The following is a 24,228-nucleotide window of genomic DNA, read 5'->3' as shown; positions in this document are numbered from 1 at the left end:
CACCCCTACCCTCGATCTGATGCACCACCCAGCGAAAGGACCTAGATCATGTCCCGGTTCCCTGAGGTCGTCGAGCGGATGGCGATCGATCACGAGTTCGCCGCGCACGCCCGTAACAACCCAGAGGAGGTCAGCGCCGAATACCGCCTGAGCCCAGAGGAGGCTGCTCAGATGCTGGCGTTGACCGACGCCGGCTCGGGTGGCCCGACCGAGCTGGACCAGCGCCTCTCCAAGAGCGGTATCGGCAGCGGCGGCCTGGCCGGCCTGCTGGCGGGACTCGACCGGTCCAAGAAGGACGACGACCAGGACGCCACCGACCGGCCGCTGGGCCGCTGGGTCGGGCCGGGCGCGAACGACAAGTGACCCGGGCCGCGGGACACACCTGATCGAGGTGGACGATGCTTCACCCGAGTTCAGCCACGGGTGAAGCATCGTCCACGTGAGTCACAGGCTGCGTTTGAGCATCGCGTCGGCGAGCGCGTCGGCGCACTCGGCCAGGCGCAGCCCGACCACGTCCAGGCGGCGCAGCAGCTCGCGCTGCTTGAGCACGGGGCCGGTGACCTCACCGCTGAGCAGCTCGGCCAGTTCCTGGGCGTAGAGGTGGCGCACCCGGCCGGAGCGCTTGTGCGCGGCCAGCGCCGCCTCGGCGGCCTCGGCCGGGCGGTCCACCAGCCGGTCGAGTGCCCGGCGCAGGTCGCGCAGGCCGATGGCGACCTGCTCCAGCATCGCGACCGCATGATGGTCCAGGCGTACGCCGTAGAGGTCCGTCTCGCGGACGTAGTCGCGTAGGTGGTCGAGCACGTCGTCGACGGAGCGGGACAGCCGGAACAGGTCCTCCCGGTCGATCGGGGTGGCCAGTGTCGCGGCCAGTTCGGCGACCAGCCGACCGCGGTGGGCGTCGCCGTCGTGCTCGATCTCGGCGATGCGCAGCCGGGCCAGCGGCGGCTCGATCTCGCCGATGGTCACCATCACCGCCAGCTCCACCCCTTCCAGGGCGGCGTCGATCTGCGCCAGCACGATCGCCAGCACCCGTTTCGGGGCCCGCCCCGCGAGGTCGTCGAGCACCCGTCGCAGCCTGATCACAGCGTGCTCCGCAGCGCCAGGCCCGCGGCGTACCCGAGGGTGAGGCTCGCCGGGACGGTGACCAGCCAGGCGGTCAGCACGGGGGTGGCGAACTGCCAGCGGATGCGGCGTACGCCGGTGCTGGCTCCCGCGCCGACCAGGCCCGCCGTGGCGGACTGGGTCATGCTGACGGGCACGCCCATGCCCGCGCTGCCGAACACGGCGGTCGCCGACGCTACCCCGGCCGTGACCAGGGTCCACGGGCGCTGCGGGGTGAGCCCGCCGGCCGCGCCCCGGGCCATGCGCCGCAGGCTCAGCACCGCCCCGGCCGCGAACACCAGGGCCGTCGCGCACAGCAGCAGCAGCGGCGGGGCTTGCATGCCGGGGGCCCGGTGGGCGACGCCGAGCGCCACCCCGACCACCGCGAACATCTTCTGCCCGTCGTTGGCGGCGTAGGCGAGGCTCTGCCCGGCGAAGGCGGTGACGTGCGCGTACCGCATCGCGCGGGGCAGGCGTGACGTCGTGGGCAGTCGGCGGGCGGCCAGTCCGAGCAGGTAGCCGAGGCCGCCGCCGAGCAGCGGCGCGAGCGCGGCGACCGCGAGCACGACGGCCAGTGTGGACCAGGCGGGCGGCACGCCCAGCCCCGCGCCGACTCCGGCGAGGCCGCCGAGCACCGCCAGGGTCACGCTGGTCGGCACGCCGCGCCAGGCCAGCGTCAGGACGAGGGCGAGTGCGACGCCGACCCCGGCCAGCACGACCAGGGGTCCCCGGACGCCGCTGGCGTTCACGAGGCGGTCGGTGAAGGTGTGCGCGACGGCGAGGCCGAACAGCGCGGGACCGGCGATGATCGCGGCGAGCAGCACGGCCAGCACGCCGTAGAGGGGCAGTTCGCGCTGGCGCAGGGCGAGGGCGAGCAGGGCCGCGCCGTCGTTGGCGCCGCAGACGAAGACGAACCCGGTGGCCAGCATCGCAAAGCCGATCACCACGGCCGACCACCCCCGACTCCACCAGGAGTTCACCGTACTTGATCAACTGAGTTCGCACGGTCGGAATCCCGATTGCCGCTCGACCGGGTGATCGTCTAGCGTCACTCGCCGGGAGGAACACTGATGGCGAAGCTGAACCAGATCATCGCGGTCGAGAAGGGCATCAAGAGCCGCTCGTTCCAGGACCTGACCGAGGCCCACCACGCCGTGCAGAAGCCGGCGCTGCTGTCGGGCATCTCGCGGACATACCAGGCCAAGGACGAGGAGGGCGAGCAGCTGCCGCCGGAGTCCACGAAGGTGCAGACCCGCGCCGAGGACGTGCTGCGCCAGATCGGCACCACCCTGTCGCGGCTGTTCGACGTGACCGCGACCAAGGACGCGACCAACTGCATGGCCCGCGCCGACGTGGTCGTCGACGACCGGGTGCTGCTGTCCGACGTGCCGGTGACCTACCTGCTGTTCCTGGAGAAGCAGCTCACCGACCTGCACACCTTCGTCAAGAAGCTGCCGGTGCTGGACGCGGCCGAGTCGTGGGTGTTCAGCGACTCCGCCGACTGCTGGTCCACCGAGCCGGTGCGCACCATCCGCACCAAGAAGGTGCCCCGCAACCACGTCAAGGCCGAGGCGACCGAGAAGCACCCGGCGCAGGTCGAGGTGTACTACGAGGACATCGCGGTGGGTTACTGGACCACGGTGAAGTTCTCCGGCGCGCTGCCGGCCAAGCGGGTGTCGACGCTGCTGGAGCGGGTGGAGAAGCTGCAGCAGGCGGTCAAGTTCGCCCGCGAGGAGGCCAACAACGCCGAGGCGGTCGACAAGCACGTCGGCGACCGCGTCTTCGGTTACCTGTTCGCCTGACCACCAGACTCCCCCGCCGGAGGGCGGGGGTGCGCATGAGCGCAAGCTGAAGCTGAAGCCGAAGCTGAACAACGCGGTGACAGTGTGGGTTCGAGTCCCACCCCCTGCACCACCTGCGGGGGTAGCCCAACTGGCAGAGGCAGCCGCGATCAATCTCAGATTCTCGCTCCAGACTCAGCATTCGCCACCGAACACCAGGTCGACCGCGTACGGGCGAAATCCCCGAGGTGCCGGTTCGAGCCCGGCCCGCTCCTCTTCCTGGGGCGGTAGTCCAAACGGTAGAGACACGGGGTCTTGATACTGACCCGTTCGCTTAAACGTGCTGGTGTGTGCAATTCGGTGGCACTTCGAGGCCCGGGAGAAGGACAGTCTCCCGGGCTTCACCATGTCCGGCGGCAGTCGGTGTTGGCCAGGCCCTTGGCCGCGCCGGTGACCGTGTTGTCGCAGGCGACGACGTTGCCGGCGACCGGCGCGAGGTGGAAGCCCCAGCCGGGGCCGTCGACGGCGGCGGTGTTGGCGGTGAACACGTTGCGATCGCCCCAGCCGTCGGCGACGCGGTGGGTCTGGAAGCCGTCGCCGCGTGAGTGCCGGCCGTTGTTGGCTTTGATCAGCCAGCCGTTGCCTTTCACGTCGACCCACGAGTCGGCGTACGAGCCGGTCATCGCCGCGCCGTCGAACGTGTTGGCCTCGACGGTCCCGCCGGTGGTGCCCTCCTTGACGTCGACGGGTTCGGCGGTGGTGGCGCTGATCCGGTTGCCGCGGATCACGTTGCGGTCGCTGCGGTCGGGCTCGCAGGCGGTGACGTCGCACCAGTTGCTCTCGGCGCTGCCGACGTAGACGCCCTCGCCGAACTTCGCCCGGCGCAGGCCGGTGTCGCGCACGACGCTGTCGCGCACCAGGTTGTCGGAGCTGAAGGCGCGCAGGTGGATCGCCTCGTCGCCGATGTGCTCCACGGTCAGGCCGGTGAGCACGGCGTGGCTGGTGCGGTCGAGCATGACGCCCTTCTGCGCGTTGCGGACCGTGAACCCGGTCAGCCGCCAGTGGTCCGCGCCGTCGAGGTGTAGCCCGTACCCGTGGCCGGTGCCGCCGCCGTCGAGCACCGCGCCGCGGCCGCCGCACAGGTGCACGGGCTTGGAGGCGGTGCCGGGGGTGGTGGCGGCGAAGCGGCCCGCGTACACCCCGTCCTTGAGCTTGATGCTGTCCCCGGGCCGGGCCCGCGCCAGGGCGGCGGCCAGGGCCGACGCGTCCGCGACCGTCACCGTGGCGGGCGGGCAGGCCGATGGGGCCCGGCTCGGTGTCGGGGCCGAGGCGACGCCGGAACGGGAGGCGTCCGGGGTCGGGCCGGCACCGGATGCCGCACCGACGTCCGGTCCCAGGCATCCGGCCATTGCCATGAGCACCAGCACGACGATCCCCGCCAGCAGGGACGTCGCCGCGAACGGCAGTATCGGGCCCCAGCCGTGGTGGCGTGCCCGGGGGCGGACCGCGCCGGGTGGCGGCGGGGCTGGGCGGCGCGGCGCGGGCCGGGGACTCGGTCGGCGCGGAGCAGGTGCGGTCATTCGGCCATCACCACCCTGGCCCGGCCGCGGGCCGTATCGCGCGGGCTGGGCCTGCCGGGGCCGGTCCGTGCCGGGGGCGGCTCGCCGGGGAACAGCGGTTTCGTCGCCGCGTACGGATGGCCGTGGTCCTCGCGTCGGCGGCGGAACGCCAGCACGACGATGAGCAGCAGGATCGTGGTCCACAGCAGCGTCATCGGGCTGGCGTAGTGGCGCACCCGGGCCCAGAGCGTGCTGGTGTCCAGCCACGCGTCGGTCTGGTTGTCGCGCACCGTGAGCTTGCCCTCGGCCCGGCCCGTGTCCACGGCGCTGGGACCGATGCCGGTGATCGCGTTGCCCGCGGCCACCGAGCCGCCGACCGCGCCGACGAAGGTGACGCCGTGGCTGTTCGCGTCGTGGATGGTGTTGCCGCGCACCTCGGCGACGGAGTCGCGCACGTACACCCCGGTCTGGGTGCTCTCGATGAGGTTGCCGTTGATCCGGGCCCCGGCGACGCCGTCGCGGATCGCGATGGCCTGGCGGCGCTGGTCCGTCAGCCGGTTGGCGGTCAGCGTCAGGTCGCGTACGCCGAGCCGGGCCACGATGCCCATGTCGCCTCCCTCGATCTGGTTCTCCTGGATGCTGACGGACAGGCCGCCCAGGATCTCGAAGCCGTAGTGGCCGTTGCCGCGGGCGGTGCTGTGCGAGACGGTGTTCGCGCCGTAGCTGGCGGTCGACTGCCCCGACGCCGAAGGGCCGTCGGCCAGCGGCCGGCCGCTGAGGGTGAACCCGTTGCCGCCGTTGCGTTCGGCGGTCGTATTGGTGATCCGGACCTGCTGGGTGGCTCGCGAGAGCAGGAAGCCGTCGCCGCCGTTGTGCTGGGACACGGTCCGTTCGATGACCGCGTTGGTGGCGAAGCGGTGCAGCACGACGCCGTGCTGCATGCTGTCGCGCACCTTAGTATCGGTGATCTTGATGCCGTCGGCGCTGGACACGAACAGCCCGTACGCGTTGCCGACGAACTCGCTGTCGCCGATGGTCCCGGACACGTAGGACAGGCTCGGCACGGTGAACCTGCTGTCCGGGCTGGCCACCCGTCCCCCGGACAGCACCCGCACCTCGCCGGGCAGGATCCGGCCGGGCGTCGCCGCCGACGGGCCCTCGACCGCGCCGGTGTCGGGCCGGTCGGTGCCGGTCAGGCTGACCCCGCCGGTGCGGCCGCTCCAGAACCCGAGGTGGGCGGCGCGGGTATGGCTCATCGCGAAGTTGCCGCCGATCGCCCGCAGGTAGGCCCGGCCGTCGCGGACGTCGGTGTCGGGTTTGCCGGTACGCGGATCCCAGCTCGTGACGCGTACCGGCGCCTGCTTGGTGCCCTCCAGGGTCAGGCCGCCGCCGAACGACACGATCGCCACGAACCCGCTGCTGCGGCTGGCCAGGCGCAGTTCCAGGCCGCCCGGATGGGCCAGCTTCAGCCGCGCCCCCGAGTTGATGTAGATGTTCTCGGTCAGCAGGTACGCGCCCTGCTGCTGGCGGACGAACGTCTGCGGCGCGAGCCGCAGCAGGTCGTCGACCGTGTACGCGGCCGTGCGCGCGGTCAGCACCAGCGTGTAGCCGCCGGCGGTGTCGAGCCGGTAGGGCCGGTCCCACTTCTGCGTGGTGCTGCCCGGGGCCCGGCTGAGCAGATCGCGCAGCGGGGCCACCGCGGTCACCGCCCGGACCTGGTTGAGCCAGCGGTCCTCGGCGGCCACCAGCGCGGCCTGCCGCTCGGCATCGGCCGGCGCGGCTTCGGCGGCGGAGGCGCGATGGGCCGCGGGTCGGGCCGCGGCCGCGGGCGTGGCGGACGCGCCTGCCGCGGCGGTGAGCAGGACGGCGGTGGTGGCGGCACGGACGAGCACGGACGCGACCCGCCGAAAGGGCGCGGCTGCCCAGGGCCGGTTCATGCGGTCTCCGACGAGACGGCCACGGCCCGACGCCGGGCGGGGGTGGGCGGGGACGCCGACAGCGTGCTCGCGCCCTGGCCGTCGCCGCCGATGCGGTCCGCGCCGCGGGTCAGCCAGCCCTGCCGGTTCATGGTCGCGAACGCGTACAGCTTGATCGGCAGCGAGATCCCGATGACCACCGCCGCGATCAGCGGCAGCATCAGCAGTTCCCGGGGATGGCGGCGCAGATGCGACCAGCCGCGGATGCCGCGCCCGGCCAGCAGCCAGAACAGCACCACCACCGCCCCGCGCGGGCTCAGTTCCAGCCGGGACAGCAGCAGGTAGCCCAGAGCCATGCCCATGGTGACCGGCGTCAGCAGGATCTGCAGCACGGTGATCTTCGTGACCAGCGGGGTCCGCCACAGCCAGCCCTTCCACAGCGCGGTCAGGTAGCAGCGGTAGGAGTTGCGGCTCCAGCGCACCCGCTGCTTGACGAACGCTCGCAGCGTCGACGGGAACATCGACATCGCCCGCGCCGAGGACTGGTGCACGGTGCGGTAGCCCGAGGCCAGCACCAGCCAGGTCAGCCGGCCGTCGTCCCCGGCCACGCAGCGCCTGCCGAGGAAGAACTCGTTCTCCAAGTGGTCGAGCACCGGCAGGACCACCGAGCGCCGGTACGCCGCCGTGCGCCCCGACAGGCAGGCCACCGCCCCGGCCCGGCCCATCGCCGGCACGTAGTCGTAGTAGCGCAGGTTCACCAGCCAGTCCGCGACCCGCCGCCAGACGCTGGTGGTGCGCTGGTGCACGTTCTGCTGGGTGCCGACGCCGCCGACGGTCGGGTCGGCGAACGGCATCTGCACGGCCGCCAGCAGCCCGCGCTGCCAGCGTGTGTCGGAGTCGACCAGCACGACGAGCTCGCCGCGGGCGGCGCGGATGCCGACGCCCAGCGCCGAGCGTTTGCCCCGGTGCGTGAACGGCAGCACCCGTAGCCGCGGGTCGTCGACGGCGGCCAGCCGCCGCAGCACCTCGGTGTCGCCGACGTCGGGCACGAGCACGACCTCGTCGGGGTTCTGGGCGAGCCAGCTGTGCAGGCACTCCAGCAGGATGTCCGGGTCCTCGCGGTAGGACGGCACCACCACCGACACCGACGTGCGGTAGTCGTTGAGGATCGGCCGGTCCAGCCGGGACAGCAGCACCCGGTAGAACCACAGCCCCCACACGAACGCGCCGGCCAGGCCCAGCGGCATCAGCTCGCGCCACGAGGTCTCGGCGGCCGCGGCGACCAGCCACGACCAGACGCCGTCGAAGAACCGGGACAAGGGCCGCCTCCAGCGATCCGGCGGGCCGCCGCGGCCCGCTCCACCGCTGTAAACCGGCGTACGCCCGGAAACGGGCCGCCCCGTCCGGGCGTTTCTCATCCGTCCGCGCCGTCGCGCCTGATCGTTCGACTTGCCGGGCACCTGTGCGTATCTTGAGCGCGGTTTCGCCCATGTGCCGGGCAAGTCGAACGATCTTGAGCGGTACGGCGGTTACCGGTCGGTATTAGCTCCGCATTAGCCCCGCTATGTGGTGGTCTGGAGTAAATTCATGTTATGACCGAACCCGCGAGGGCGCGGCATGGCGTGCCGGGCCTCGCTCTCGGCGCCGCGATGCTCGTCGCCGAACGACTCCGCAGGCTCACCGGCCCGGTCGACCCGGCCGAACAGGCCCGCATCGAAGACCTGCTCACCAGCGGCGTCGAGCCCTCGCCCGCCGACGCCCGCTCACCGGTCGCCATCGCCGTCGGCCTCACCCAGCAGAGTTACGACCTCGCCAGACGCACCGGAGCCCGGGTCGGCGAGGCCACCCGCAGCCAGGCCCGCAAGCTCGCCGGGGCCACCCGCGCCGCGCTGCCGGCGAACTCCCCGATCGACACCGCCCGCGACGTCGTCACCGCCGCCGGGCTGCGCGGCCGGGACACCCTGGTCTCCAGCCGCGCCGCCGCGGCCGTCGCGCTGCGCGACACCGTCGACGAGAGCCTGACCTGGGTCGAGAAGTCGATCGTGCCGCGCATGGTGGACAACCTGATGCCATACCTGATCAACAGCGTGGTGCCGCGGCTGGTCGAGGGCGCCATCCCCGAGATCAGGCGCAAGGTCATCCCCGTCGTCATCGACGACATGACCCGCGACCCCCGGCTCCAGGAACTGATCACCGAGCAGAGCCGCGGCGTGCTCGCCAGCGCCACCGACGAGCTGCGCGAGACCTCCGCGACCGCCGACGACCGGATCGAGTCCTCGTTCCGGCGGGTCTTCCACCGCCACCACGCGAACGGTGAGCGGTGACCGCGGCTGGCCACCATCCACCGTACGCAGGCATGGTCTCCCGGGTCTCCGGGCTGGCCATCGACGCCGGGATGCTCGCGATCGCCTCGTCGCTGGCCGTGTCCGGCGTCCCCGCGGTCTGGTCGGCGCTGGCCGGCCAGGCCCCCGGCTGGCTGAAGGCGGCTTCGGCGGTGGTCGCCGCCATACTGCCGGTCGTCTACTTCACCGCCTGCTGGTGGATGACCGGCCAGACCCTGGGCTCCCTGCTGTTCGGCACCGTCGTCCGCCGCACCGACGGCCGCCACGTAGGCCTCTGCCGCGCCTTCCTCCGCGCCCTGGTCGGCCTCGCGATCCCCGTCCTCTGGCTCATCGGCATGGTCGGCATCCTCACCGACTCCAGACGCCGAGCCTGGCACGACCACCTCTTCGGCACCGTAGTCCTCTACGTCGACCGCGCCCCCTAAGCAAGGGCACCTTCTTATCGCTATTCGTAGAGGAAGGGCACCTTCTTAACATCGCAAGGCTGTGGCCTGCGGTTTTCGGGCGCCGACTCAGACGGCTGGCGGGGCCGGCGTGTGGCCTGCGGCCCACGCCGACCAGGCCGCGAACCAGGAATCTTCGGCGGAGGCGCGGACCTCGACCGGCAGCTCCGTCCGACGGATGGTCTCCTCCCGGTGCAGCCAAGCACGCTGGGCGGCGGCACTGGACACGCTCTCGCCGAGTCCCGTACCGAACAGCAGCGATTCGGCGATCGCCCGCTCCCGCAGTTCCGCGTCGTCACGGAACCACCCGGCCCGGTCCTGCAGGCTCGTCAGCTGGGCCAGGATGGCGCTGACCGCCCTGTCTGCCGTCGGCTCGGGCTGGTCGGCCAGCGCCATCTGCCGCCGCACAGCCCTCCGCCACAGCACGCGCCAGTAGGTCGGCAACTGCGGGCCCGGGCCCCCGTCGTCCATCCACCGCGCGCGGTCTCGCCCCATCCGCAGCGCGATCTCCACCAGGGCGCGATGCGGCTCTCCGCTAAGGCTCGCGGGAACCTCATCGGGCTGCTCCGGCGCTGACTCCCGCATCGCGGACGGCCGGGTGCGCGACGGCGTCATCAACAGCGCGATGTCGGTGACGGTCCGCACGCGCGGCACCTCCGGGTGCCAGTCGAGCGCCAGCACGGTGATCTCGACATCGTCATCCGCGCAGCGCGCCGCCCACCATCGGCTGCCGGCGCGCACGATCCGCCCGGGCAGCGGCCGGCCGTCGACGAGAACGGTGGTGTCCGCCTCGCTCCAGTCGACAGCGGAGAACCGTTCCCCGTACGCCCGCAAGCCGTGCTCGACCACCGACCGTAGGGGCCCGGCCTCGACCCGGGTGCCCGCCCAGCGGGCGGTCTCCACGCTCACCCAGGGTTCGTCCGCCAGCCGATCCCCGTAGACGACGCGGACGCAGGTGATCCGGTCACCCGAGCGTTCGAACCCCGCGAGCCGTCCCTCGGTGAGCAGTCCCGGATCGTCCAGCACCAGGAGCGGGAGTCCGCTGTCAGCGAGCTTGACGAGAACACGCTCCTGATGACGCGCGACGTGATCGGGTTCTTCGCCTGACGGAACGATTCTCACAGTCGCCTCCTGCCTGACGTGTCGCCGCTCTCCAGTGTGACGCGGGCGGGCGACTGAGGGATGCCTGCCGTCGGCCCGGCATCCCTCAGCCGGTGGTGGCCTAGGTGATGGTCGTCGACGTGGTGGGCGAGTACGAGAAGCAGAGCCAGCCGGCGCCCGTGAGCGCGTAGCTGCCCCAGGTGACCGTCGCAGCCGCCCAGCCCTTTGCCAGGGCCCCGGCGAGCAGCCACACCGGCTTCCACCGGCGTGCGGAACTGTGCGATTGCACCCTTCCTCCCCGTGTTGAAGGCCAACCTGGTTCGGAAATTAACACATGCGGATTTATCTTACTGTCTTCTTTGGACAAAGCTGACTTATGCTGAATATATGGACACGTCTTGCACCGCGACGGAGGCACCATCGCGTCCGGGCTACGTCCACGGCCTGGCCGCCCGCCGGAGTAGGGTCGGCGGGTGCGTCTCCACCTCGTCGCGGCCGGCCTGGCGACCGCGCTCACCCTCGCCGCCTGCTCCGGCCCCGTGTCCGGGCCTGCCTTCGTGCCGGCGGCCGCGCCGTCGACCGTGCCGAGCACCGCCCCGGCGACCTCGCCCACACCCTTCCCCGCCGCCTCACCCTCGACGGCACCGGTCCGCCACGTGTTCCCCGTGCTCGGCAAGAGCTCCTACGGGCGTACCCACCACGACTACCAGGCCACGGACGTGATGGCCCCGTGCGGGGCGACCGTCGTGGCGGTCATCGACGGCGTGGTGCTGGAGATCTCGCCGGTGGACCTCTACGACCCGAAGACCGACGACGGCGCGTTGCGCGGCGGCAAGTCCGTGTCGCTGCTCGGCGACGACGGTGTGCGCTACTACGGCTCGCACTTCTCCGCGATCGACGCGAAGATCAAAGCGGGGGTACGCGTCAAGGCGGGCCAGCCGCTCGGCAAGGTCGGCCGCACCGGCCTGGCCAGCGCCTGCCACCTGCACTTCGGCATGTCCCCGGCGTGCGCGAACACCGGCGACTGGTGGATCCGCCGCGGCGTGATCTGGCCGTGGCGCTACCTCGACGCGTGGCGCAAGGGCACCGCCAAGTCCCCCGTCACCGAGATCCAGGCCTGGGAACGCAAGAACGGCTGCTCCACCAAGCCGCCCAAGGGCGCCTGACGCGCCCCCCATACACAGACGTTGGCCTATCTCGTCGAAAATCCGTGGCTCGGATTCGATGAGATAGGCCAACGTTTATGGCAAGCCGGACGCGTGGCGTCAGCCGACGTGGACCGCGCCCTCCGCCGGGAGGTCGGACTTGCGGACCTTGATCAGTACGGTGATCACGATCGCGGACACGACCAGCAGCCCGCCGCCCCACGCGAACGCCGTCGCGAACCCGTGCACCGCCGCCTCGGCCTGCACGAAGCCCGCCGTCTGCGGGTCCATGCCCGGCTTGAGGTGCTCGGCCGCGTAGTCCGTGGTCGCGTTCAGCGCGAAGGTGCTCAGCAGCGCCGCACCCAGCGAGCCGCCCACCTGCTGGGTGGCGTTCAGCGTCGCGCTGGCCGCACCGGCGTCGTGCTGCGGCACGCCGACCAGCGCCAGGCTGGACAGCGGCACGAACGTGAAGCCCAGGCCCAGGCCGAGCACGATCGCGCCCGGCAGCACGTGCGTGGTGTACGACGTGGTCACGCCGATCTGGGTGAGGAACAGCATGGAGCCCGCGGCCAGCACCGCGCCGGCGATCATCAGCGGCTTCGCGCCGAGCTTGGGCAGCAGCTGGCTGGCGATGCCCGCGGAGATGAACACGCCCGCCGAGATCGGCAGCGAGGCCAGACCGGCCTCGATCGGGGTGTAGCCGAGCACGCCCTGGAAGTAGAAGGTCAGGAAGAAGAACGCGCCCATCAGGCCGGCACCGGTCAGGGTGCTGGACAGGTAGGCGCCGCCGCGGTTGCGGTCGAGCAGGATGCGCAGCGGCAGCAGCGGGTTCTTCGAGAACTTCTGGATGACCACGAACACGACCAGCAGCACCGCGCCGCCGATCATGTAGGCCAGCGCCTCCGGGGAGTCCCAGCCGTGCTCCGGCTCGGCGGCCTTGGTCAGGCCGTACACCAGGGAGATCAGGCCGAGGGTGACCACGATCGCGCCGGGGATGTCGTAGCGGGTGTTGCCCGCGGCCTTGCTCTCGGGCACGAACGGGATCGCCGCCGCGATGGCGATGACCGCGATCGGGATGTTGACCAGCAGGCACCAGCGCCAGTCGGCGTACTCGGTGAGCACACCGCCCAGCAGCAGGCCGACCGCCGCGCCGCCGCCGGCGATGGCGCCGTACACGGCGAACGCCTTGGCACGCTCCTTGGCGTCGGTGAACAGCACCGTCAGCAGGGCCAGACCGGCCGGGGCGAGCAGCGCGCCGAACGCGCCCTGCAGGCCACGCGCCGCGAACAGGCTCAGCCCGTCCCAGGCCAGACCGCCCAGCGCGGACGCGGCCGCGAAGCCGATCGCACCGGCGATGAAGGTGCGCTTGCGGCCCCAGTAGTCGGCGACGCGGCCGCCGAGCAGCAGCAGACCACCGAAGGTCAGCGTGTACGCCGTGAGCACCCACTGCCGCTCGGCGTCGGTGATGCCCAGGTCGCCCTGCATGGCGGGCAGCGCGATGTTCACGATGGTCGCGTCGAGCACCACCATGAGCTGCGCGATCGCGATGATCGTCAGCGCCAGCCAGCGCCGGGGGTTCGGGGCGGCGGCGGAGGGTTCCGCAGCCTCTGGTCGGGAGACCGTGGTGGTCATCGTGGTGCCTTTCGGTGGTGAGGGTGTTTCAGCGGGCCAGGACGGGCAGGAGGATCTCGTCGCAGACCCGGGCCAGGTACTCGTCGTCGAGCGGCCGGCCGTGTCCGAGGTGCCTCGCCATCAGCTGCGCCGTGACGAGGTCGGGGAAGAGGCTGTCGTAGGGCTGCGGTTTGATCTCGCCGCGCTGCACGGCCCGTTCCAGCAGCGCCTCGGTGTGCCGGTGGATCTCCGGGTACACCTGGCCGCGGACGATGCCGGCGAGTTCGGGGTCGGTCTGCATCGCGAACGACAGCGCGTGGATCAGCGGGCCCTCGTCGACGACGCAGCGGGCGGCGGCGGCGAGCAGCTCGATCAGGTCGCCGCGCAGGGTGCCGGTGTCGGCCGGGGCAACGTCCTCGGTCTGCTGCTGGCGCAGCACCTGGGCGACCAGGTCGGGCTTGCCGGGCCAGTGCCGGTACAGGGTCGCCTTGCTCATGTGGGCGCGGGCCGCGATCGCGTCCATGGTCATCTTGTCGTAGCCGACCTCGCGCAGCAGCTCGCGCACGGCGGCGCACAGGGGCGCTCCGGCGGGCACGCGGGCACGGCTCATGACAGGCTCCGGGGGGGAGGGAGATGCGAAACGGAACGGTTTCGTTTCCTGACCATACGCAGCCGACCTGCTCAGACGCGCTCCCCTGAGAGACGGATCACCCGATCGAAGCCGGTCTGTCGCGCCGGTGACAGCGGGGGCGAGATGATCGGTGTAGGTGATGGACGAGATCGGACCCATCCGCGGGGGCCTCGGCGCCGAATCGTCGGTGATACACAAGTGACGGGTGAACAGATCCACGCCGGAGGGGCGGAACTGTGAACGGTGACGAACAGCCGTACCAACGGCCCGACCGGCTGGCCAGCGTGCCGGAACCGGCCGCGCCCGCGGACGCCGAAACCCTGCTGCGGGCCGTGGCCCGCGGCGACGAGGCCGCCTTCACCAGGCTGTACGAGCTGGTCGCGCCGCGCGTCTACGGCCTGGCCCGCCGCGTCGTGCGCGATCCGGCGCAGGCCGAGGAGGTCGCGCAGGAGGCCCTGGTCGAGGTGTGGCGCACCGCGAGCCGGTTCGACCCCGCGCGCGGCTCGGCCACCGCCTGGGTCTTCACCATCACCCACCGCCGGGCCGTGGACCGGGTGCGCTCCGAGCAGGCGGCGCTGGACCGGGTGCAGCGGATGGCGCCGGAGGCGACGCAGACGCCCGCCGACGAGGTGGTCGAGCAGGCCACCGCCCGGCTGCAGCGCCAGCAGGTGCGCCGGTGCATCAAGACGCTGACCGACCTGCAGCGCGAGGCGATCACCCTGGCCTACTACGGCGGCTACACCTACCAGCAGGTCGCCCAGTTGCTGGGCGCGGGCCTGCCCACCGTGAAGACCCGCATGCGCGACGGCCTGATCCGGCTGCGCGACTGCCTCGGCGTGGAGGTGGCGGCATGAGCGAGATCCACTCCTTGGCCGGTCCGTACGTGCTGCACGCGCTGGACGAGGCCGAGCGCGAGACGTTCATCCAGCATCTGCGCGGGTGCGAGACGTGCGCGGCCGAGGTGGCCGAGCTGAACGAGACCGTGGCGCGGTTGGCCGACGACGCGTGGTCGGTCCCGCCGCCGGCCATGCGGGACAACGTGCTGGCCGCGGTGCGGCGTACCCGGCAGATCCCACCGGCCCGGCCGGTGCGGACCAGGCGCGAGCCGGCCCGCTGGTGGCGGCATCCGGCGGCGCTGACGGCGGCGGCGTGCCTGCTCGTCGCGGCGCTGGTCGGCGGAACGACGTTCGCGGTGCAGGAGCAGCGGCTGCGCGAGGAGCGGGCCGTGGCGCAGGCGGCGCGGCAGGAGCTGGCCCGCACGCAGGCGGTGCTGACCGCGCAGGACGCGACGGTGCGCACCTCGAACGTCGCCGGTGGCGGCAAGGTCACCGTGGTGGCCTCGGCCGCCCAGGACGCCGCCGTGATCCTGCTGGCGACACACTCGCCCGGGGAGCAGAAGGCGTACCAGTTCTGGCTGATGGAGGGCACGACGCCGCACTCGGCCGGGGTGCTCGCCGCGGGGCAGGGCACCGCCACGCACCTGGTCAGCGGGGTCAACGCCGCCGACGCGATGGGCCTGACGGTGGAACCGGCCGGTGGTTCGACCAGTCCCACACTGCCCATCATCGCTGAGATACCCATGAAATAGAAAAAAACCGACAAAAATCGCGCTAATCGCTCCAAAACATGACGGGTTCAGTGTCGAATCACCGGTGGAGGTTTTCACCGGAGGAAAGGAACCACCGTCATGTACGGCAAGAGGAAGCTCACCGCGCTCGCGGCCGTCGCCGCGTTCTCGCTCTCGCTGGCGCTCAGCGCCTGCGGGGGCGAGAACACGGCGGCCACCACGCAGCCGACCGGACTGCCGACCACCGTGCCCACCACCGTGCCGACGGCCCTGCCGTCCATGCCCGGCGCCGCGGGCGGCGAGTTCGGGCCGGCCTGCGCCACCATTCCCAAGGACCCGGCCAACCCGGGCAGCCTGGAGATGATGGCCAAGCAGCCGGTGGCCACCGCGGCGGCGGCGAACCCGCAGCTGTCCACGCTGGCCGCCGCGATCCAGGCCGGCGAGCTGGCCGACACGCTCAACAACGCCGAGGCCGTCACCGTCTTCGCGCCCACCAACGAGGCCTTCGCCAAGATCCCGAAGGCCGATCTGGACAAGGTGCTCGCCGACAAGGAACTGCTCAAGAAGATCCTCGCCTACCACGTCGTGGACGGGAAGACCGCGCCCAACGCACTGGCCGGCACCCACAAGACCCTGGAAGGCCAGGACATCACGGTCACCGGCAGCGGCACCGAGTTCAAGGTCAACGACACCGCGATGATCGTCTGCGGCAACATCCAGACCCGCAACGGCGTGGTCTACCTCGTCGACAGCGTGCTCATGCCTCCGTCCTGACAGACGGGCAGGAAGGGCGCCTGGGCGGCACGAGCCTCACCGCTTTCCGCACGGAAGGCGCCCTTCCTGACTTCCTGAGGAGGACTGCCATGCGACAGCTCATCCGTCCCGCGCTGAGCGGGCTGCTCGCCGCCGCGGGCGGCGTCGCCGCCGGGGAACTCGTCGCCTCGCTGGTGCGGCCCGAGTCCTCGCCGCTGGTCGCCATCGGCGGCACCGTCATCGACGCGACGCCGACGCCGGTGAAGGAGTACGCGGTCGCGACCTTCGGCACGTACGACAAGCCTCTGCTCATCGGCACCATCCTGGTCGTGCTCGCCGCGCTGGCCGCCGCCGTCGGCGTGCTCGCGGTCCACCACCGCACCGCGGCACTGCTCGCCATCGGCGCCCTCGGCCTGGTCGGCGCGGCCGCAGCACTCACCCGGCCCACCGCCCGCCCGATCGACGCCCTGCCCGCCCTGCTCGCCGGAGCCGTCTCCGCCGGACTGCTGGCCTGGCTGGCCCCGAAAGCCGCCCCCGCGCCCGCGCCCCCGGCACCGAGCACCGGGCGGCGTACGTTCCTGATCGCGGCCGGCCTGGTCGCGCTGGGCACCGCGCTCGCGGGCGGCCTGGCCGCGATCATCCGGCGCAGCGGGGCGCAGGCCGCCGACGAGGCCCGCGAGGCGATCACGCTGCCCGCTCCCGCCGACCCCGGGCCGCCGCCGGCGAAGACGCCCGGCTTCTACACGCCCAACCAGGACTTCTACCGCGTCGACATCGCGCTGACCGTGCCGCGCGTGGACCCGCGCCAGTGGACCCTGCAGCTCACCGGCATGGTCGACCGGCCCACCGAGCTGACCTTCGACGACCTGCTCAAGCAGCAGCTCATCGAACGCGACATCACGCTCAACTGCGTTTCCAACGAGGTCGGCGGGCCGTACGTCGGCAACGCCCGCTGGCTCGGCGTGCCGCTCGCGCCGCTGCTGCGGGCCGCGGGTGTGCAGGCCGGCGCGGACCAGATCGTCGCCCGAGGCGCGGACGGCGTCACCATCGGCACTCCCGTCGCCACCGTGCTCGACGGCCGCGACGCGATGCTGGCGCTGGGCATGAACGGCCGGCCCCTACCTGCGGAGCACGGCTTCCCGGTACGCATGCTCACCCCCGGCCTGTACGGCTACGTCGGCGCCGCCAAGTGGATCACCTCATTGGAGCTGGCCACGTTCAGCAGCTTCGACGCGTACTGGGTGCAGCGCGGCTGGGCGGCGATGGGCCCGGTCAAGACGGCCTCCCGCATCGACCGGCCCAAGGCGTTCGCCCGGCTCACGGCGGGCACGGTGCCCGTGGCCGGGGTCGCCTGGGCGCAGCACCGCGGCATCAGCGCGGTCGAGGTCCAGGTCGACGACGCGCCATGGCAGCAGGCCACGCTGCTGCCGGTGCCGTCCACCGACACCTGGGTCCAGTGGACCTGGAACTGGCCCGCCGCCACCGCCGGCAGCCACACGCTGCGGGTACGCGCCGTGGACGGCACCGGGGCCCTGCAGACCGAGCAGCGGGCCGATCCGTTCCCCGACGGGGCGTCGGGCTGGCAGAGCGTCCTGGTGACCGTGGCGTGACACCGCCCGGTCCCGGACCGAATCACCGCTCGGAGTGAGGTGCCCCGAGATGACCCGCGAAGCTGACATCATGTGTGGCGTGACCGGAGAACGCGACCTCGGTGCGCTGCTGCACGGGCTGCAGCCCCAGCGCCACCCGTACGAGTACGTCTTCACCACGGTCACCGGCGCGGTGCCGCCGGGCGTGCACCCGGTCGTCATGGTCGCCGAGCCTGAAGGCACCACGCTGGTCGTGATGCGCGCCGAGGCCGACGCGGCAGGGCTGCCGTACGACTTCGTGGCCGCGTGGATCACGCTGCGGGTGCACTCGGCGCTGGACGCCGTCGGGCTCACCGCGGCCGTCTCCGGCGCCCTGGCCGACGTCGGCATCAGCTGCAACGTGGTGGCCGGATACTTCCACGACCACCTGTTCGTCGGTTGCGCCGACGCCGACCAGGCGATGGCCGTGCTGGCCGGCCTGTCCACCGCCACCCGCCCGATCAACGCCTGACCGCGACCGCACCATCGGCAAATACCGTGCCGGGTCTGCGAAGGTCCGGCTAAGGTCCCCGGGTGAGTTTTTCCACGGCGGCCCGGCAGGTGCGCGACGCGTCGCTCCCGGCGTCGCGACGTGCGGCGGCGTTCCGCAGGTGCGTGACGGCCTACGCCCCGCTCGGCTTTGGGCACACCCTGGCATTTCTCGCCGATCGCCATGGTGACCTCCGGGAACCGGGCGCCATGCTCGCCGCGTTGGCCACCTTGGAACTGAGCCGCGAGGCGTGGCTCGCCGAGCTGGACGCCTTCGCCCGCCGCCGCAAGACCGCCAAGGCGGCGGGATGTCGGCAGGTCGGCCGGGCGGAGCTGCTCCGCGCCATGGACTACGGCTGGCCGGGCGAGGACGACCCCACCACCGGACCGCTGGACGCGCGCTTCCTTGTACGCCACGGCCGGGCGCCCGCCGACCTCGTCCACGGGCTGCGCACGTACGCCCTGATCCGCAACGGACTGGTGACGCCGCCGCCGACCGCGCCCGTCGAGGCGACCGGAACGGCTGCCACGATCGGGACCCTGGCCGCCGCGATCGCCGTCCTGGCAGGCGGGGTGCTGTGGGCACCGCGTACCGCGTTCGTCGCGCTCTCGTCGGTCGGCGGCGCGATGATGGTGGGTGCGGCGATCGAACGGTTCCGCGGTCGTGGCAGCCGGATCGGGCAGCCGCGCCGCTGACGTCGCCCTGCCCTACTACTCCCGGCGGAGTAGCACCGAGCACTCCCGGTGTGCGACGACGGGAAGGTGGTGGCGGGCCTAGCGTGGGGGCATGACCTGGGATCACGACTACCCGCGCCGCCGACGGTGGCTGTTTCCGCTGCTCATCGCCTTCATCCAGGTGGTCGGGGTGACGTTCGCGAGCCGGGTGGCGGCTACGGAGATCGACGTCGACTTCCGGCCGTTGAACTGGCTCGGGTACGCGCTGCTGGTGGGCTCGGCGGCGGCGATGTGGCTGTGGCGCGTGCACATGGTCGCCGCGCTGGCCGCGGTGGCCGCGCTGACCGGCGCGTACGTCGCGATCGGTTATCCGCCGGGGCCGTTCTTCCTCGCTTTCCTGTTCACCCTGGTCGGAGCCGTGGTGCTCGGCCACCGGGTCGCCGCCTGGAGCACCGCCGCCGCGGGCTGGCTCGTGTTCGTGTTCCTCGGCTGGACGAACCACGCGCTGCCGTGGCGCGGTGTGGTGGCCGGGGCGGTGCTGGTCGGCGTACTGCTGATCGCACAGGTCGTCGCCGCCAACCGGGACCGGATCATCGAGCAGCGCCGCCGCCGCATCGGTGACGAGCGGCTGCGCATGGCCCGCGAGGTGCACGACGTCGTCGCGCACCACATCTCACTGATCAACGTGCAGGCCGGGGTGGCGCTGCACCTGCTCGACGACGATCCGGAGCAGGCCCGCACCGCGCTGGCCGCGATCAAGACGGCCAGCCGGGACACCCTGCGCGAACTGCGCGCCACCCTCGGCGTGCTGCGTGCCGTCGACGAGCAGGCCCCGCGCAGCCCCGCGCCGAGCATCGACCGGCTCGACGAGCTGGTCGCCCGGTTCGCCGGGGCCGGGCTGCGGGTCGACGTGCGGGTCACCGGCACGCCGCGGGAGCTGCCCACGCCCGTGGACCTGGCCGCGTACCGGATCGTGCAGGAGTCGCTGACCAACGTGCACCGCCACGCCGGCGTAGACAGCGCCCAGGTGAGCATCGGCTACGACACCGACGAACTGGTCCTCGACGTCACCGACCGGGGCCGCGGCGGCGAGAACGCCGACGGCAACGGCCTGTCCGGCATCCGCGAGCGGGTCGCCTCGCTGGGCGGCACGGTCGCGATCGGCCCGCGCCCCGAGGGCGGCTTCACCGTCTGCGCGGTCCTGCCCACCGGAGGAACCCCATGATCAACGTGTTGCTGGTGGACGACCAGGCACTGGTGCGCGCCGGATTCCGGGCGCTGCTGTCCGCGCAGGACGACATCACCGTCGTGGGCGAGGCCGCCGACGGCGAGGACGCGGTGCGCCAGACCGCCGCACTGCGCCCCGACGTCGTGCTCATGGACATCCGCATGCCGCGCCTGGACGGCATCGAGGCCACCCGCCGCATCGCCGCCGACCCGGCCCTGACCGAGGTGAAGGTGGTCATCCTGACCACGTTCGACCTCGACGAGTACGTGTTCGACGCGCTGCGCGACGGGGCCAGCGGCTTCCTGGTCAAGGACACCGAGCCCGCCGACCTGATCCAGGCCGTGCGGGTGGTCGCCCGCGGCGACGCGCTGCTGTCACCCGGCGTCACCCGGCGGCTCATCGCCGAGTACGCCCAGCGTTCGCGGCGGCCCAAGGACACCGCCCGGCTCGCCGCGCTCGATGCGCTCACCGACCGCGAACGCGAGGTGATGGCCCTGGTCGCCGCCGGGCTGTCCAACGACGAGATCGGCGAGCGGCTGTTCGTCAGCCCCGCCACCGCCAAGACCCACGTCAGCCGGGCCATGGTCAAACTCGGCGCGCGCGACCGCGCCCACCTGGTCGTCGAGGCGTACGAATCGGGCCTGGTCCGGCCCGGCTGGACAGGAGACAACCCATGACCGCCCTCGACACCCCCACCCGTCGCGCGCGTACCCGGCCCGGCCCGCCGCGGCTGCCCCGCAACGCCCGCCGTTTCCTGCTCACCGCGCACATCGTCACCTCGGTCGGCTGGCTCGGCGTCGCCTACGCGCTGCTCGTCATGGCCCTGACCGCGCAGGCCGCCGACGACCCGGCCACCCGCGCCACGACGTACAACCTGATGCTGTCCTTCGACACCGCCGCGATGCTGCCGCTGGGCCTGGCCGCCCTGGTCACCGGCGTAATCCTCGGCCTGGGCAGCCACTGGGGCCTGCTGCGGCACTGGTGGGTCGCCGTCAAACTCGTGCTGAACATCGCCGTGCTCGTCGTCCCGATGCTCACCCGCCACCCCGCCCTCGTCGACGCCGTCGACGCCGCCCGCGCCGGCCTGCTCGCCGACCCCGCCCAGCAGGTCCTCGACGGCTCCATCGCCTCCGTCATCGTCCTCACCGCCGCCACCGTCCTATCCACCTACAAACCCTGGGGCAAAACCCGCTGAAGGAAAGGAAGGGCACCTTCACAACGCTCCGCGTTGTAGAAGGTGCCCTTCCCATCGCGCCGGGCCGCCGAGCAGCAGAACAGCCGGCCCGAACGCGGAAAAGCACGCGAAGACGCGCTCCGGGTTCGCCTAGCATCGCCGCATGCACCCCGATCTGCAGGCAGCCGTGGAGCATCTCTACACCGTGTTCGCCCGGCACCCGCGCGCCGAGCGGATCGGCTACTGCGGTCACTGTGTGAGCGACGAGGAGGCCCTGGTCCTGCAGCGGACGCCGCTGCGCCGGCTGACCGCGGCGGAGCTGCGGCGGTTCACCTTCAAGCTGCTGTCCACCTGGGGTGACGAGGCGGATCTACGGCACTTCCTGCCCCGCATCCTGGAGCTGTTCGCCACCGGCGAGCAGCCCGACGACCACCTGCTGACCAAGACCCTCAGCAACGTCCGATACCACGGGTCGGTCTGGGGAGCCGACGAGCTCGCGGCCGTCGAGGCATATCTGACGGCGCTGATCCGGCAGATCCTCACCGACCGCGGCTCGGCCCTCAGCGTCGACGCCGTGCTCCGGGGCGCCGCCGAGAACGGGCACACCGTCGAGCCTTACCTCACGGTCTGGGCGCGCGAGCCCGGCGAGACCGCGACGATGCACCTGGCCTGGTTCATCGAGGCCTTCGGCTGGACCTTCTCCCGCGACGACCGCTATCACCACGAGGTCGGAGACTGGCTGCGTACGGGCGTTCCCGCGCACCGGCTGGAGGCGGCGTTCCTGGCCACCACCGACCCCGAGGCGGCGGCCTGGTTCGGTCAGGCCCTCGAACAGCTCGAATTCCTGGTGGCCTGACCGGCTCCGGTCGCCCGCCCGCGGACGCCTCGACCGGCGGCACGCCGGGTCAGTTAACGCCTACACGCGAACGGTTAACCCGCCTGCAACAGGCGGTCACTAGCATCGGCGACCATCAACGCGGCAGACGACGGCGTCAGTCCGGGCCGCTTCGAGGAAAACTCGGGAGCTCGCTATGGCACAGCACCTCCTGGTTGTCGACTTCGGCACGTACCAGACCACGGCCGCGCTGGTCGTCGGCGCGCAGGTCCATCCCGTGCCCTGCCCGGTGACCGGCGCGCTCAGCTGGCCGTCGGCCGTCTGCCTCGACGGGGACACCCTGCTCGTGGGCACCGCCGCGGTGCGCCGGCGCGAGGCGCTGCCCCGCTGCTTCGCCACCGGGCCGCGGCAGTCGCTGGACAGCGGCGAACCGGTCCGGCTCGGCGAACGGCAGGCCTCCGGTCAGGAGGTCCTGGCTGCCTTCCTGCACACGGTGCGGCAGGAGGCCGAGCGCCGGTTCGGCGTCACCGTCGACCGGCTGGCGCTGACCGTGCCCGCCTCCTACTCCGCGCACGACGTACGCCGCAGCGCCCTGATCGCGCTGGCCGGCGACGCCGGTTTCCCGGACGTGGAACTGGTCGCCGACGCCACCGCCGCGGTCATGGACCCCTACACCCACGGCGACCAGCCGGACGGCGCCCTGGTGCTGGTCTGCGACCTGGGCGCGTCGTGGACGGTGACGCTGGCCCGGGTGCACGGCGAGCGCCCCGACGTGCTCGCCGACGAGACCTCGGGCAGCGGCCAGGACTTCGACCGGCTGCTCGTCGACGACCTGCGGGCGGCGCTGCACGACTGGCTCGCCCCGGCGCTGCAGTCCGGCGGCGACACCGGCCTGCACGCCCGGTTCGCGGCGGGCGAGTTCGTCCGCTCGGTCAAGCACCGGCTGGCCGAGGCCGACGAGGTCGTGGACCGGATGACCCCGCACGCCCCGCCGTACCGGCTGAACCGGGCCGCCCTGGACCGGCTGGCCGAACCGGCGCTGCGCTGGCTCGTCGCGAGCTGCCGCGCGGTGGTCGCCCGCGCCGGGTTCACCCTCGCCGACGTCGGCGGTGTGCTGCTGGTCGGGGGGGCGTCACGGCTGCCCGCGGCCCGTGCGGTGCTGCACGCCGAGCTGGGCCGCCCCGTGCGCCAGCCGAGCGAGCCGGAGTACGCGGTGATCCGCGGCGCGGCGCGCTGGGCCGGGCGGGTCGTCGCGCGGCGGGTGCCGGCCAACACCGCGTCGTGGCGCATGGAGCCGCTGAGCTGGGACCTGCCCGACGGCCGGGCCCGGCTGGTGCGCTGGCTGGCCGGTCCGGGACAGCAGTACGGCCCCGGCGCGGCGCTGGCCCAGGTGCGCACCGCCGACGACCGGGTGTACGACCTGACCGCGCAGCGCGAAGGCATCCTCCTGGAGCACCGCGTCGCGGCCGGGGACTTCCTGACCTCGGACACCGTCGCGGCCGTGGCCCGCTCGGCGAAGCTGATCAGCGGTGACCGGGCCGCCAAGCGGCACCAGATGCGCGTCGCCGGGGACTGGCTGCTCACCCCCGACCACGAGCTGCTCGTGGAGTGCGAGCGCTCCGGCGCGTACGTGCGGATGCGGTCGATCGCCACCGGCGCGGTCGTCAACGAGGTGCGCCCGAAGCAGCACGTCGGCGACGGCACGGGCAAGGTGTTCGTCGGCCCCGGCGGCCGGCTGGCGCTGGTCGCCTGGAACCCCGACGGGCAGTTCTCCGTCTGGGACGTCGCCAGCGGGCACCTGACCAGCAGCTTCAAAGCCGCGTCGAACAACAAGCCGGTGAAGGTGCTGGTGCACGAGGGCCAGTGGCGGCTCATCGCCGAAGCCGACCGCAAGGTCCACGTCGGACGGTACGTGCGTGACGTGGCAACGATGTGGGACCTGGGCACGGGCCGAGTCGTCGAGGAGATGGTCGGCGAGGACCTGCACCGCCGCTACGACGGCTACACCGAGCACAGCCCGTACGACGGCTTCGCGCCGCAGTGCGACAGCCCCGACGGGCGGCTGCGGGCCGGTGCCGCGGGCAACGCGGTGTGGCTGCACGAGTCGGGCACCGACGAGGAGGTGTTCCGCGCCGACATCGCCGCCGCGCGCTCGGTGCGCACCGCGTTCAGCGCCGACGGCCACCACCTGCTGGCCCGCTGGTCCACCGCCGACACCACCTGCGTCGACGTCTGGCAGGTCTGACCCG

Annotated in this window: 25 protein-coding genes; 16 read left to right on the top strand and 9 right to left on the bottom strand. The window is 72.4% G+C overall.

Features of this window, described 5'->3' with window-relative positions:
• The first annotated feature begins 48 nt into the window (after positions 1-48).
• On the top strand, positions 49-363 hold the full coding sequence (locus tag AB0B66_RS07420; protein WP_360524360.1) for a hypothetical protein: 315 nt from the start codon (positions 49-51) through the stop codon (positions 361-363).
• Positions 364-444: 81 nt separating this feature from the next.
• On the opposite strand, the gene AB0B66_RS07415 is transcribed toward AB0B66_RS07420, so the two are convergent.
• Positions 445-1,083, bottom strand: coding sequence for a DUF47 family protein (locus AB0B66_RS07415; RefSeq protein ID WP_360524357.1), 639 nt, complete (start codon positions 1,081-1,083; stop codon positions 445-447).
• Positions 1,080-2,048 (bottom strand): inorganic phosphate transporter, encoded by a 969-nt coding sequence (locus AB0B66_RS07410; RefSeq protein WP_360524354.1) that lies wholly within the window; start codon positions 2,046-2,048, stop codon positions 1,080-1,082. Before AB0B66_RS07410 ends, AB0B66_RS07415 begins: the two co-directional genes overlap by 4 nt.
• A gap of 123 nt (positions 2,049-2,171) precedes the next feature.
• Here AB0B66_RS07410 and AB0B66_RS07405 point away from each other — a divergent pair, with 123 nt between their 5' ends.
• Entirely contained in the window at positions 2,172-2,903 is a 732-nt protein-coding gene (locus AB0B66_RS07405; protein ID WP_360524351.1) for a hypothetical protein, read from the top strand.
• Between the two features lie 380 nt (positions 2,904-3,283).
• On the opposite strand, the gene AB0B66_RS07400 is transcribed toward AB0B66_RS07405, so the two are convergent.
• From AB0B66_RS07400 to AB0B66_RS07390, 3 genes are read right to left on the bottom strand one after another with little or no spacing between them, the layout of a single operon-like run.
• On the bottom strand, positions 3,284-4,462 hold the full coding sequence (locus AB0B66_RS07400; RefSeq protein ID WP_360524348.1) for a right-handed parallel beta-helix repeat-containing protein: 1,179 nt from the start codon (positions 4,460-4,462) through the stop codon (positions 3,284-3,286).
• A complete protein-coding gene (locus AB0B66_RS07395) occupies positions 4,459-6,378 on the bottom strand; it encodes a right-handed parallel beta-helix repeat-containing protein (protein ID WP_360524345.1) in 1,920 nt (639 codons plus the stop codon). The genes AB0B66_RS07400 and AB0B66_RS07395 overlap by 4 nt, the downstream gene beginning before the upstream one ends.
• Positions 6,375-7,676 carry a glycosyltransferase gene (locus AB0B66_RS07390; protein WP_360524342.1) on the bottom strand — a complete coding sequence of 434 codons (1,302 nt, stop codon included), beginning with the start codon at positions 7,674-7,676 and terminating at the stop codon, positions 6,375-6,377. The genes AB0B66_RS07395 and AB0B66_RS07390 overlap by 4 nt, the downstream gene beginning before the upstream one ends.
• 273 nt (positions 7,677-7,949) lie before the next feature.
• On the opposite strand from AB0B66_RS07390, the gene AB0B66_RS07385 reads away from it, so the two are divergent.
• Together AB0B66_RS07385 and AB0B66_RS07380 are read left to right on the top strand one after the other, a co-directional pair.
• The gene (locus AB0B66_RS07385; RefSeq protein WP_360524339.1) at positions 7,950-8,681 is read left to right on the top strand and encodes a hypothetical protein; all 732 of its coding nucleotides are present in this window, start codon (positions 7,950-7,952) and stop codon (positions 8,679-8,681) included.
• Positions 8,682-8,713: 32 nt separating this feature from the next.
• Complete coding sequence (locus AB0B66_RS07380) at positions 8,714-9,124, top strand: RDD family protein (protein ID WP_360524336.1); 411 nt, start codon at positions 8,714-8,716, stop codon at positions 9,122-9,124.
• A gap of 87 nt (positions 9,125-9,211) precedes the next feature.
• Here AB0B66_RS07380 and AB0B66_RS07375 read toward each other — a convergent pair whose 3' ends face one another.
• Both AB0B66_RS07375 and AB0B66_RS07370 read right to left on the bottom strand, forming a co-directional pair.
• Positions 9,212-10,264: a hypothetical protein gene (locus AB0B66_RS07375; RefSeq protein ID WP_360524333.1), complete on the bottom strand. Its 1,053-nt coding sequence runs from the start codon at positions 10,262-10,264 to the stop codon at positions 9,212-9,214.
• A 100-nt stretch (positions 10,265-10,364) separates the two neighbouring features.
• On the bottom strand, positions 10,365-10,532 hold the full coding sequence (locus AB0B66_RS07370) for a hypothetical protein (protein WP_360524330.1): 168 nt from the start codon (positions 10,530-10,532) through the stop codon (positions 10,365-10,367).
• A 184-nt stretch (positions 10,533-10,716) separates the two neighbouring features.
• Here AB0B66_RS07370 and AB0B66_RS07365 point away from each other — a divergent pair, with 184 nt between their 5' ends.
• Positions 10,717-11,409, top strand: a complete 693-nt coding sequence (locus AB0B66_RS07365; protein WP_360524327.1) for a peptidoglycan DD-metalloendopeptidase family protein — start codon at positions 10,717-10,719, stop codon at positions 11,407-11,409.
• A 99-nt stretch (positions 11,410-11,508) separates the two neighbouring features.
• Here AB0B66_RS07365 and AB0B66_RS07360 read toward each other — a convergent pair whose 3' ends face one another.
• Both AB0B66_RS07360 and AB0B66_RS07355 read right to left on the bottom strand, forming a co-directional pair.
• A complete protein-coding gene (locus AB0B66_RS07360) occupies positions 11,509-13,020 on the bottom strand; it encodes an MFS transporter (protein WP_360524324.1) in 1,512 nt (503 codons plus the stop codon).
• A 28-nt stretch (positions 13,021-13,048) separates the two neighbouring features.
• Positions 13,049-13,609 carry a TetR/AcrR family transcriptional regulator gene (locus AB0B66_RS07355; RefSeq protein ID WP_360524321.1) on the bottom strand — a complete coding sequence of 187 codons (561 nt, stop codon included), beginning with the start codon at positions 13,607-13,609 and terminating at the stop codon, positions 13,049-13,051.
• A gap of 257 nt (positions 13,610-13,866) precedes the next feature.
• Here AB0B66_RS07355 and sigK point away from each other — a divergent pair, with 257 nt between their 5' ends.
• The 11 genes from sigK (at position 13,867) to AB0B66_RS07300 (ending at position 24,224) form a co-directional block, all read left to right on the top strand.
• Positions 13,867-14,484, top strand: a complete 618-nt coding sequence (gene sigK / locus AB0B66_RS07350) for an ECF RNA polymerase sigma factor SigK (RefSeq protein ID WP_360524318.1) — start codon at positions 13,867-13,869, stop codon at positions 14,482-14,484.
• A complete protein-coding gene (locus AB0B66_RS07345) occupies positions 14,481-15,218 on the top strand; it encodes an anti-sigma factor (protein WP_360524315.1) in 738 nt (245 codons plus the stop codon). The genes sigK and AB0B66_RS07345 overlap by 4 nt, the downstream gene beginning before the upstream one ends.
• 99 nt (positions 15,219-15,317) lie before the next feature.
• Complete coding sequence (locus tag AB0B66_RS07340) at positions 15,318-15,971, top strand: fasciclin domain-containing protein (RefSeq protein WP_360524312.1); 654 nt, start codon at positions 15,318-15,320, stop codon at positions 15,969-15,971.
• A gap of 89 nt (positions 15,972-16,060) precedes the next feature.
• Positions 16,061-17,560, top strand: coding sequence for a molybdopterin-dependent oxidoreductase (locus AB0B66_RS07335; RefSeq protein WP_360524309.1), 1,500 nt, complete (start codon positions 16,061-16,063; stop codon positions 17,558-17,560).
• Between the two features lie 79 nt (positions 17,561-17,639).
• Entirely contained in the window at positions 17,640-18,050 is a 411-nt protein-coding gene (locus AB0B66_RS07330) for an ACT domain-containing protein (RefSeq protein ID WP_203693354.1), read from the top strand.
• Between the two features lie 62 nt (positions 18,051-18,112).
• Complete coding sequence (locus AB0B66_RS07325; protein WP_360524305.1) at positions 18,113-18,763, top strand: hypothetical protein; 651 nt, start codon at positions 18,113-18,115, stop codon at positions 18,761-18,763.
• A gap of 91 nt (positions 18,764-18,854) precedes the next feature.
• Entirely contained in the window at positions 18,855-19,967 is a 1,113-nt protein-coding gene (locus tag AB0B66_RS07320) for a sensor histidine kinase (protein WP_360524302.1), read from the top strand.
• Positions 19,964-20,647, top strand: a complete 684-nt coding sequence (locus AB0B66_RS07315; protein WP_360524299.1) for a response regulator transcription factor — start codon at positions 19,964-19,966, stop codon at positions 20,645-20,647. The genes AB0B66_RS07320 and AB0B66_RS07315 overlap by 4 nt, the downstream gene beginning before the upstream one ends.
• The gene (locus AB0B66_RS07310) at positions 20,644-21,165 is read left to right on the top strand and encodes a DUF2269 family protein (RefSeq protein ID WP_360524296.1); all 522 of its coding nucleotides are present in this window, start codon (positions 20,644-20,646) and stop codon (positions 21,163-21,165) included. Before AB0B66_RS07315 ends, AB0B66_RS07310 begins: the two co-directional genes overlap by 4 nt.
• Positions 21,166-21,307: 142 nt before the next feature.
• Entirely contained in the window at positions 21,308-22,000 is a 693-nt protein-coding gene (locus AB0B66_RS07305) for a hypothetical protein (RefSeq protein ID WP_360524293.1), read from the top strand.
• 175 nt (positions 22,001-22,175) lie between these two features.
• Positions 22,176-24,224, top strand: a complete 2,049-nt coding sequence (locus AB0B66_RS07300; RefSeq protein WP_360524290.1) for an Hsp70 family protein — start codon at positions 22,176-22,178, stop codon at positions 24,222-24,224.
• Positions 24,225-24,228 lie beyond the last annotated feature (4 nt).

This window comes from Catellatospora sp. NPDC049111 (assembly GCF_040648615.1).
Taxonomy (GTDB): Bacteria; Actinomycetota; Actinomycetes; order Mycobacteriales; family Micromonosporaceae; genus Catellatospora; species Catellatospora aurea.
Note: the sequence above shows the minus strand (reverse complement) of the source record. Positions and strands in the feature narration are given on the sequence as shown.